The following is a 10,005-nucleotide window of genomic DNA, read 5'->3' on the forward strand; positions in this document are numbered from 1 at the left end:
CATGGCCGGACCCGTGCAGGACGACACCCCCCGCATCGCCCCCGACAGCGCCGCAGCCCCCGATGACCGGCCCGCGATGCCCGCGCCTGCGCTGGATCTGTCGCTGCCGCCCGATCTGACCGACCTTCGCCGACTGGAACGGAACTGACATGCACCCCCTGAACCCCGCCCTTGCCGCGACCTTTGCCCCCCCGGTGATGGAGGCGCGCCGCTGGCTGGACGGGGTGCGCTTTGCCCCCGACCGGCCGCTGATCAATGTCAGCCAGGCGGCCCCCGTCGATCCGCCCCCCGAAGGGCTGCGCCGCGCCATCGCCGAGGCCGCGCTGCATCGCCCCGAGGCGCATCTGTATGGCCCCGTGCTGGGCAATACCGATCTGCGCGACGCGGTGGCGGCGCAGTTTTCGGCGGCCTATGGCGGTGCGCTGAGCGGATCGCATGTGGCGATCACGCAGGGGTGCAACCAGGCGTTCTGCGCGGTCATGGCCACGCTGGCCGGGCAGGGCGATCAGGTGATCGTGCCGACGCCGTGGTATTTCAACCACAAGATGTGGCTGGACATGGCGGGCGTCACCACCGTGCCGCTGCCCTGCGGGGCGGACATGCTGCCCGACCCCGACCACGCGGCAGCGCTGATCACGCCCGCCACGCGGGCCATCGTGCTGGTCACGCCGAACAACCCGTCGGGCGCCGAATACCCCGCCGATCTGGTGGACCGGTTCTATGACCTGGCGCAGGCGCATGGCCTGGCGCTGGTGGTGGACGAGACCTATCGCGATTTTGACAGCCGCACCGGCGCGCCCCATGACCTGCTGACGCGGCCCGGTTGGGACCGGGTGCTGGTGCAGCTGTACAGCTTCTCCAAGGCCTATCGGCTGACCGGGCATCGCGTGGGCGCGATGGTCGCGGGACACGACCGGCTGGCCCAGGTCGAGAAGTTTCTGGACACGGTCGCCATCTCTCCGGCGCAGCTGGGGCAGATCGGGGCGGTCTGGGGCATGGCCAACCTGCAGGAATGGCTGGCCGGCGAACGGGCCGAGATCCTGGCCCGGCGCGCGGCGGCGGCATCGGCCCTTGGGGCGCTGGATGGCTGGCACCTGAAAAGCGCGGGCGCTTATTTTGCATGGTTGGAGCATCCCTTTGCCGAAGGCTCGGCCGATCTGGCGCGGCGGATGGTGCGCGATGCGGGGGTGCTGGCGCTGCCCGGGACCATGTTCACGCCGGCGGACGATCCGACCGGGCCGCGGCACGTGCGCATCGCCTTTGCCAATGTCGACGCGGCGGGAATCGCGGTGCTGGCCGGGCGTCTGGCGGGGCTTTCGGCCTGATCCACTTGTGGGTCGCGCGCCCGCGCCCTAAAGACGGGCGGGACACGACCACGAGGAAGGCCGCGCCATGTCACAGCTGCGTACCAAGGGCAAATCGACCATCGTCTGGATCCTGATGGGTCTGATGGTTCTGGGGCTGGGGGGCTTTGGCGTCACCAGCTTCTCTGGCGGAACGACCGAGGTCGCGTCGGTCGGGCAGACCAAGATCACCGCCGACGAATATGCCCGCGCGCTGAAATCGGAATTGCGCGCTTTTCAGCAGCAGACCGGCCAGCCGATCACCATGCAGCAGGCGCAGGCGATGGGCCTGCCGCAATCGGTGCAGGCCAACCTGATCGCCTCGGCCGCCCTGGCCGAGGAGGCGCGCCGCATCGGCGTGTCCGTGGGCGATGCGCAGGTCGCGCAGACGATCATGCAGGCCGGTGCCTTCCAGGGCCCCAATGGCAGCTTTGACCGCGCCGCCTATGCCGAGGTTCTGCGCCGCGAGCGTCTGTCCGAGGCCGAGTTCGAGGCCACCGTCCGCGATGACGAGGCCCGCCTGATGCTGCAGCGCGCCGTGGTGGGCGGCGTGACCGCGCCCGCGCCGCTGGTCGACCAGACCGCGCGCTGGCTGCTGGAATCGCGTGACTTCAGCTGGCGCGAGCTGACCGAGGACGACCTGCCCGCCGCCGTGACCGAGCCCGACGAGGCGACCCTGCAGGCTTGGCACGAGGCTAATGGGGACCGTTTTACTGCGCCGGAAACGCGGGCGATCTCTTATGCCTGGGCCACGCCCGACATGCTGTCCGCCACCGTCCAGCTGGACGAGGCGGCGCTGCGCGCGACCTATGACCAGAACATCGACCAGTTCCAGCGCCCGGCGCGGCGCATGGTCAGCCGTCTGGTCTTTCCCGACGCCGCCCAGGCCGAGGCTGCCCGCGCCCAGATCGACGCCAACGAGGCGCCGTTCGAATCCTTTGTTTTGCAGCGCGGCCTGACCTTGGACGACGTCGATCTGGGCGAGGTCACCGCCGCCCAGCTGGGCGCCGCCGCCGAGCCGGTCTTTGCGCTGGAGCAGCCGGGCGTCGTGGGTCCGATCCAGACAGATCTGGGCCCGGCGCTGTTCGCGGTCAACGCGATCCTGGACCCGGTGGACGTGCCTTTCGAGGAGGCCCGCGACGATCTGCGCGCCGAGGCGGCCCTGTCCGCCGCCGCCCGCCTGATCCGCGACCGGACCGGCGATTATGAGGACATCCTGGCTGGCGGCGCCACGCTGGAGGATCTGGCCGAGGAGACCGAGCTGGAGCTGGGCCGCATCGACTGGACCGCCGACGCCCCCGCCGAGGAGGGCAGCATCGCGGGTTATGAGGCCTTCCGCGAGCGGGCGGCGCAGATCTCGACCACCGATTTCCCGCAGCTGGCCGAGCTGGCCGATGGCGGTGTCTTTGCCCTGCGCCTGGACGAGGTGATCCCGCCCACGCTGCGCCCCTTCGAGGAGGTGCGCGACGCCGTGCTGGCCGACTGGCGCGAGGCCGAGGTCCAGCGACAGCTGCTGGCCGCCGCCGCCGAGCTGCGCCTGGCCGAGGTTGCCGAGACCGTGACGCCCACCCCCGAGGACGGTGCCGATCCTGCAGCCGACACCCCCTGGACCGCCCAGACCGGCCTGCACCTTTGCGCTGACCGAGCCGGGTGACGCGGATGTGGTGGATGCGGGCGACCGGGTGTTCGTCGTGCGGCTGGACCAGATCAACGATGCCGACCTGTCCCAGAGCGACGCGGCCCAGGTCCTGGACGGCGTGCGCGCCCGCCTGGACCAGTCGCTGCAGATCGACCTGTTCGACTATTACGCCCGCCACGCACAGCGCCAGACGCCCGTGCAGCTGAACCAGTCGGCGATCAACGCCATCAACGCGCAGGTCCAGTGATGCAGCTGACCCCCGATTTCGCCGCCTTCCAGGCCGAATGGGAGGCGGGCCGCAACCAGCTGGTCACGATCCGCCTGGCTGCCGACCTGGACACCCCGGTCAGCCTGATGCTGAAGCTGGCCGAGGCCGCCCCCCAGAGCTTCATGCTGGAATCCGTGACCGGCGGAGAGCTGCGGGGCCGCTATTCCATCGTCGGCATGAAGCCCGACCTGGTCTGGGAATGCCGCGACAGGCGCGCCCGCATCAACCGTCAGGCGCGCTTTTCGCAGGATTTCCAGGATGATGCCCGCCCGGCACTGGACAGCCTGCGCGCGCTGATCGCGGAAAGCCGCATCCAGGTCATGCCGGATGGCGTGCCGCCCGTATCTGGGCTATGACATGATCCGCTTGGTCGAGCACCTGCCCGACGTGAACCCCGACACGCTGGACCTGCCCGATGCGATGCTGATGCGGCCGTCCGTGGTGGCCGTGCTGGACGGGGTCAAGGGCGAGGTGACGCTGTGCGCCCCCGCCTGGCATGACGGGGGCGATGCGCGCGCGGCCTATGCACGTGCCGGTGAGCGGGTGATGGACGCGCTGCGCGCGTTGGACCGCCAGCCGTCCGAGCCGCGGGTCATGGGCGACGAGGGCCAGATCGGCGCGCCGGTGTCGAACTTCACCAAGCCCGCCTATCTGGCGGCGGTCGAGAAGGCCAAGGACTATATCCGCGCGGGCGACATCTTTCAGGTGGTGCCCAGCCAGCGCTGGCGGATGGATTTCCCGCTGCCGCCCTTTGCGCTGTATCGCAGCCTGCGCAGGACCAACCCGTCGCCCTTCATGTTCTTCCTGAACATGGGCGGGTTCCAGATCGTGGGCGCCAGCCCCGAGATCCTTGTCCGCCTGCGCGACGGAGAAGTGACCATCCGCCCCATCGCCGGAACCCGCCCGCGTGGTGCGGATGATGCCGAGGATCGCGCGCTGGAGGCCGACCTGCTGTCCGACCAGAAAGAGCTGGCCGAGCATCTGATGCTGCTGGATCTGGGCCGCAACGATGTGGGCCGCGTGGCGCGCCCCGGCACCGTCCGCCCGACCGAGCAGTTCGTGATCGAACGCTACAGCCACGTCATGCATATCGTCTCGAACGTGGTCGGAGAGCTGCGCGAGGGCGAAGATGCGCTGTCCGCGCTGCTGGCCGGGATGCCTGCGGGCACCGTCTCGGGTGCCCCCAAGGTCCGCGCCATGGAGATCATCGACGAGCTGGAGCCCGAGAAACGCGGCGTCTATGGCGGTGCGGTCGGCTATTTCGCTGCCAATGGCGAGATGGACATGTGCATCGCGCTGCGCACGGCGGTGGTGAAGGACAAGGCGCTGTACATCCAGGCGGGCGGCGGCGTCGTCTATGATAGCGACCCCGAGGCCGAGTTCGAGGAAACCGTCAACAAGAGCCGCGCTCTGCAGCGTGCCGCCGAAGGGGCCGCCCGTTTCGTTCGGGGAAACGGCTGACCGCATGCGAAAACGGCGACCCCGAAGGGTCGCCGTTCCAGTCCGACCGCGCGGCGATCAGTTCGCCGGAGCGGGCTCAGTCGTGGTGTCGTCCGCGGGCATCGTGCCATCGGCCGGCATCGTCCCGTCAGCCGGGGCCATGGTGCCATCGGCGGGGGCCATCGTGTCGGCGGGCATAGTCCCATCGGCTGGCATGGTCCCGTCGGCCGGAGCGGTGGTCGTGCCTGCCGGATCGTTCATCGGCGTGGTCGCCATCGGATCGGCGGCCGGTGCCATCGCCGGATCTGCTGCCGGATCGGTCATCATGTCGCCGGCCTGCGCTTCCTGATCGCGGAAGACGTATTCCGGTGCCGCATCAGCCTCGTCGCGGGTCAGCGAGCTGGTGATCTCGCGGGCGTCCGAGTTGACGGTCAGGTCGGTCCAAGGCAGGGCGATCTGTTTCTGGCCGATGCCCAGGAAGCCGCCGACGCCGACGATCGCGGCCTTCATCTCTCCGGTGTCGCCATCAACGATCAGGTCGCTGATCGAGCCGATGTTTTCGCCATCGGGCGAGGTGACGTTGGTCCCGGTGATCCAGTCGACGCGCCATTCGTTGGCGGCCTGCTGAACCTCGACCTTTTCGGCGGCCGAGGCGGCGGCGGCGGCGGCGTCGGCATCCTCGGTCGAGGTAGTGGCCATGTCGGTGGTGCCCATGTCGGTCGCGGGCGCGGTGCCGGTATCGGTCATCGGCGCGGGCTCCATCGCCGGGTCGGCGGCGGGGGCGGTATCCTGGGCAAAGGCGGCGCCCATGGTCAGCGGCAGGGCGAGGGTGGTGGTCAAAAGCAGCTTGCGCATGTTCTTGTCTCCTGTGTGTGCCTTGCGGGTCACCAATGCAGCCCGCTATTGGATGCACAATGCAAACGCGGGGCGCGCGGTTCCGGAAAACCACGGCCCCGCCCGGCAGTCACAGGTCAAGCAGTTGATATGGCGTCAATCTTCGCCGCGGAAAGGCTGGACGTATTGCAGGGCCATATCCCAGGGGAAGAAGATCCAGGTGTCCTGGCTGACCTCGGTCACATAGCTCGCGACCATCGGCTTGCCCTTGGGCTTGGCGTAGACGGTGGCCAGATGCGCCTTGGGATACATCTCGCGGATCAGCTCCAGCGTGCGGCCCGAATCGACCAGATCGTCGACGACCAGGATGCCCTCTCCGTCGCCCATCAGCTCGGGGTCGGGACGTTTCAGCACCTCCAGCTGGCCTTGGCCGGCCTCGGTTCCCACGCCCTTGTAGGAGCGGATCGAGATCGTGTCGATCGTGCGGATGTCCAGCTCTCGGGCGACGATCATGGCGGGGACCAGTCCGCCGCGGGTCACGGCCACCACGGCACGCCAGTCGGTGCCGTCCATGCGCCAGGCCAGGGCGCGGGCGTCGCGGTGCAGCTGGTCCCAGCTGACATGAAAGCCTTTCTCGTGGGGCAGGCGGTCGGTCACGGTCTTGTCTCCTTCAGGGGCGCAGGATCAGGGACAGGCCAAGGGCGGCGATCGCGAATCCCGCGCCCCGGTCGATCCAGAATTTCGATGCGAAATAGCGCTGCCGCAGGACCGGCAACGCCATCAGGCTGGCCAGTGCGGTATAGAACAACAGCTCGACCGACAAGGCCACAGCATAGATCGCGCCCTTGTCGGCCAGCCCAAGCGCGCCGGGAAAGATCGACAGCAGCACGGCGGAATAGAACAGGGCGGGCTTTGGGTTCGACAGGTTCAGCGCCATGCCGGCCCAGAGGCCCCGCGCGCGCCCCTGCGCCGGATCGGGCAGCGGATCGGCGGCGTGGCGCCACATTTTGACCCCAATCCACAGCAGATAGGCCCCGCCCATCAGCTTCAGCGCGGCCAGCGTCCAGGGCGCCACGCGAAACAGCGCGGTCAGGCCCAGCAGCGCGAACAAGCACCAGACCGAGGCCCCGATCGCCAACCCCCAGCCATAGGTCAGCGCCCGCCTGCGCCCAAGCGCGAACGCCCCCTGGCTGACCGCGATGACGCCCGGCCCCGGCGACAGGATCGCGACCGAGAGCGTGGCGACAAAGACGGCCATCTGTTCGGTCGTGACCTGGATCATCGGGGCGCGGACCTCAGTCCTTCTTGACGGTGGCGATGTCGGGCGCGTCCACGGCCTTCATGCCGACGACATGATAGCCTGCGTCGACGTGATGCACCTCTCCGGTGACGCCCGCGCCAAGGCGCGACAGCAGGTACAGCGCCGAATTCCCGACATCCTCCTGCGTGACATTGCGACGCAAGGGAGAGTTCAGCTCGTTCCATTTCATGATATAGCGGAAGTCGCCGATGCCGCTGGCGGCCAGCGTCTTGATGGGTCCGGCGCTGATCGCGTTGACGCGGATGTTGTCCTTGCCGAAATCCTCGGCCAGGTAGCGCACAGACGCCTCCAGCGCGGCCTTGGCGACGCCCATGACGTTGTAATGCGGCATCACGCGCTCGGCGCCGTAATAGGTCAGCGTCAGCATCGCGCCGCCATCGGTCATCATGGCGGCGGCGCGGCGGGCGACGGCGGTAAAGGAATAGACGGAAATATCCATCGTCATCAGGAAGTTGTCGCGCGTGGTTTCGGCATAGCGGCCGCGCAGCTGCTCCTTGTCGGAAAAGCCGATGGCGTGGACGATGAAGTCCAGTCCGCCCCAGGCCGCGCCCAGATCCGTGAACAGCGCGTCGATGGAGGCCTCGTCGGCCACGTCGCAGGGCAGAACCAGGTCCGATCCCAGTTGGGCGGCCAGCGGGCCCACGCGCTTTTTCAGCGCATCGCCCTGATAGCTGAAGGCCAGCTGCGCGCCCTCGGCGGCCAGCGCCTTGGCGATGCCCCAGGCGATCGACTTGTCATTGGCCAGTCCCATGATGAGACCGCGTTTTCCGGCCATCAGGCCGGCTCTCTGCTCGCTTGACATGTCTTGTCCCCCGCGCTTTCAACCATTTGATCGGTGATTAGGGCAACTGCCCTGTCGCAGCAAGCACAAGGAACGCGCGATGACAGATCGAACCGGACTCTTCGCGGGCGACGACCCCTTCGACATCGCCCGCGCTTGGTTGGCCGAGGCGACCGCGACCGAACCGAACGACCCCAACGCCATCGCGCTGGCCACGGTCGATGCGCAGGGGATGCCCGATGTGCGGATGGTCCTGCTCAAGGAGATCGACGGGCAGGGGACCGACGGGTCGTTCGTGTTCTACACCAATTACGACAGCGCCAAGGGCCGCCAGATCGGCGCGACCGGCACTGCGGCCTTTGTCATGCACTGGAAATCGCTGCATCGCCAGATCCGCGTCCGCGGCACCGTCACGCGGGAGGAGGGGCCGCAGGCCGACGCCTATTACGACAGCCGCGCCCTGCAAAGCAGGCTGGGAGCCTGGGCGTCGCGCCAGTCGCAGCCCCTGGATGCGCGATCGACCCTGGTGGCCGAGGTGGCCCGCGCCGGGCTGCGTCATGGCACGCGCCCGCAGCGCCCCCCGTTCTGGGGCGGCTTTCGCATCCGGCCGGTGCAGATCGAATTCTGGGCCGATGGCGCGTTTCGCCTGCATGACCGGTTCGTCTGGACGCGCCCGGACGGTGGGGTCGAGGCGGAATGGGACGTCACACGCCTGTCACCCTGACCTTGAACTGACAGCGAACGGTTCCGACATGGGACTGACAGGGGTGGCAGAGTCCCGCCTTGGGCCACGTCCCGTATTGTAGTCGGGTCGAGGCCACTTTACTGTCGGAGCTTGGAAATGCGCGAAGACGGAAATGCGATGACGGAAGAAGGCAGCCTCAGGCTGGTGACGGGTCTGGTCAAGTGGTTCGACCCGTCGAAGGGCTACGGCTTCGTCCTGGATGACGAAGGGGGCACGGACATTCTGCTGCATGCGAATGTCCTGCGGAACTTCGGCCGCAGCTCTGTCGCGGACCAGTCCCGGGTCCGCGTGATGGTTCAGCACACCAAACGGGGCGTGCAGGCCGCCGAGGTCGTCTCGATCGAGCCGCCCCCGACCGATGGCCAGCCGCCCATCGCGGATCTGGACATCGACGTGATCGAGCACATGGACAGCCTGCCCCTGCGCCCCGCCCGCGTGAAATGGTTCGACAAATCCAAGGGCTTCGGGTTTGCCAACATCTTCGGTCATGCCGATGACGTTTTCATCCATATCGAGGTTCTGCGCCATTCCGGTTTTGCTGACCTTGCCATCGGAGAGGCGATCTGTCTGCGCGTGGTCGAGGGACCGCGCGGCCTGATGGCGGCCCAGATCTCGGCCTGGGACAACGCTCTGCCGCAGGACAAGGATGACCGCGGTCATCACGACGACAAGACCGATGTGATGGCCCATGTGGCGGAATAGCCTTGCCGCGCTGCTGATCGCACTGGCGGCCGGCCCGGCAGCGGCACAGGCGCCCGTCACGCCTGCGCCGGTTGCGGTCTGTGCCAGCGACGTCGCGCTGATTCGCATGGAGCCGGATCGGGCGCTGTCCTTTGCGGTCGAGCTGGCCGATACGGCCGAATCGCGGGCTCGGGGGCTGATGTTCCGCCGCGACCTGCCCGCGGGGCAGGGGATGCTGTTCGTCTATCCCGAACCGCAGCCGGTCAGCTTTTGGATGCGCAATACGCTGATTCCCCTGGACATGGTCTTTGCCGATGCGCGGGGCGTGATCCGCCACATCCACGCCAATGCCCGCCCCCTGGACGAGACACCGATTCCCGGCGCGGCCGTGGGCGACCCGGACCGTGACCGCCTGATGGTGCTGGAGATCGCGGGCGGCGAGGCCGCGCGGCTTGGGCTGGAGCCGGGTATGGTCCTGGCGCATCCGGGGCTTGACCCGGAAACCGCAGCCTGGCCCTGCGGCTAGGGCTTTTCACCGCCGCACCCTTGCGCTAAAGGGCAAGGGTCGACGTGCGGCACAGCCTGTGTCACACGACGATGTCGGGCGATACTGGCCTGACTGCCGAAAGGCGATGATGTCCGGACGCGTCTTGGCCAGCATGGCTGGCAGGCGCTCTCTGGGCCATCAGATCGGAGTGTAGCGCAGTCTGGTAGCGCGCCTGGTTTGGGACCAGGATGTCGGGGGTTCGAATCCCTCCACTCCGACCATTTTCCTGCCTACCGGGGATTTCCGCGTCCATCTGCGTTTGCTCTGCCCCCTGAAAACTGGACCGTTTGAAACTGGAGTTTTCGGCTAACCTTCCCTGGCTGGGAGAGGAGCTGAAGACGATGAAGGCATCGAGGTTCACGGAGGCGCAGAAGGCGTTCATCCTGAGGCAAGGTGAGGAAGGCAC

10 protein-coding genes, 1 tRNA gene and 1 pseudogene are annotated in these 10,005 nt (G+C 67.9%); 8 read left to right on the top strand and 4 right to left on the bottom strand.

Features of this window, described 5'->3' with window-relative positions; translation table 11 throughout:
- Positions 1-149: 149 nt before the first annotated feature.
- The 4 genes and pseudogenes from ABS73_RS12465 to trpE all read left to right on the top strand — a co-directional run bounded on the left by ABS73_RS12465 (position 150) and on the right by trpE (position 4,711).
- Positions 150-1,325: an aminotransferase gene (locus tag ABS73_RS12465; protein ID WP_277024342.1), complete on the top strand. Its 1,176-nt coding sequence runs from the start codon at positions 150-152 to the stop codon at positions 1,323-1,325.
- Positions 1,326-1,392: 67 nt separating this feature from the next.
- Positions 1,393-2,997: a peptidylprolyl isomerase gene (locus ABS73_RS12470; RefSeq protein WP_286693479.1), complete on the top strand. Its 1,605-nt coding sequence runs from the start codon at positions 1,393-1,395 to the stop codon at positions 2,995-2,997.
- Positions 2,998-3,007: 10 nt separating this feature from the next.
- Positions 3,008-3,229, top strand: a complete 222-nt coding sequence (locus ABS73_RS12475; RefSeq protein ID WP_286693480.1) for a hypothetical protein — start codon at positions 3,008-3,010, stop codon at positions 3,227-3,229.
- Positions 3,229-4,711 (top strand): annotated as a pseudogene (gene trpE, locus ABS73_RS12480) (anthranilate synthase component I). The gene ABS73_RS12475 and the pseudogene trpE overlap by 1 nt, the downstream one beginning before the upstream one ends.
- A gap of 57 nt (positions 4,712-4,768) precedes the next feature.
- On the opposite strand, the gene ABS73_RS12485 reads toward trpE, so the two are convergent.
- The 4 genes from ABS73_RS12485 to fabI all read right to left on the bottom strand — a co-directional run bounded on the left by ABS73_RS12485 (position 4,769) and on the right by fabI (position 7,647).
- Complete coding sequence (locus ABS73_RS12485; RefSeq protein ID WP_277024335.1) at positions 4,769-5,545, bottom strand: PRC-barrel domain-containing protein; 777 nt, start codon at positions 5,543-5,545, stop codon at positions 4,769-4,771.
- Positions 5,546-5,680: 135 nt separating this feature from the next.
- Positions 5,681-6,181 carry a xanthine phosphoribosyltransferase gene (gene gpt, locus ABS73_RS12490; protein ID WP_136857693.1) on the bottom strand — a complete coding sequence of 167 codons (501 nt, stop codon included), beginning with the start codon at positions 6,179-6,181 and terminating at the stop codon, positions 5,681-5,683.
- 13 nt (positions 6,182-6,194) lie between these two features.
- Complete coding sequence (locus tag ABS73_RS12495) at positions 6,195-6,806, bottom strand: LysE family translocator (RefSeq protein ID WP_277024330.1); 612 nt, start codon at positions 6,804-6,806, stop codon at positions 6,195-6,197.
- 13 nt (positions 6,807-6,819) lie between these two features.
- Positions 6,820-7,647, bottom strand: coding sequence for an enoyl-ACP reductase FabI (fabI, locus tag ABS73_RS12500; protein ID WP_277024327.1), 828 nt, complete (start codon positions 7,645-7,647; stop codon positions 6,820-6,822).
- A gap of 79 nt (positions 7,648-7,726) precedes the next feature.
- Between fabI and pdxH the strand changes: the two genes are divergently transcribed.
- The 4 genes from pdxH to ABS73_RS12520 all read left to right on the top strand — a co-directional run bounded on the left by pdxH (position 7,727) and on the right by ABS73_RS12520 (position 9,820).
- A complete protein-coding gene (gene pdxH / locus ABS73_RS12505; protein ID WP_277024323.1) occupies positions 7,727-8,350 on the top strand; it encodes a pyridoxamine 5'-phosphate oxidase in 624 nt (207 codons plus the stop codon).
- A gap of 138 nt (positions 8,351-8,488) precedes the next feature.
- Positions 8,489-9,073: a cold-shock protein gene (locus ABS73_RS12510; RefSeq protein ID WP_277024321.1), complete on the top strand. Its 585-nt coding sequence runs from the start codon at positions 8,489-8,491 to the stop codon at positions 9,071-9,073.
- A complete protein-coding gene (locus ABS73_RS12515; protein WP_277024317.1) occupies positions 9,060-9,578 on the top strand; it encodes a DUF192 domain-containing protein in 519 nt (172 codons plus the stop codon). Before ABS73_RS12510 ends, ABS73_RS12515 begins: the two co-directional genes overlap by 14 nt.
- Positions 9,579-9,743: 165 nt before the next feature.
- Positions 9,744-9,820 (top strand) — tRNA-Pro (locus ABS73_RS12520).
- The last annotated feature ends 185 nt before the right edge of the window (positions 9,821-10,005 follow it).

It is taken from the genome of Paracoccus sp. SCN 68-21, assembly GCF_001724535.1.
Taxonomy (GTDB): Bacteria; Pseudomonadota; Alphaproteobacteria; order Rhodobacterales; family Rhodobacteraceae; genus Paracoccus; species Paracoccus hibiscisoli.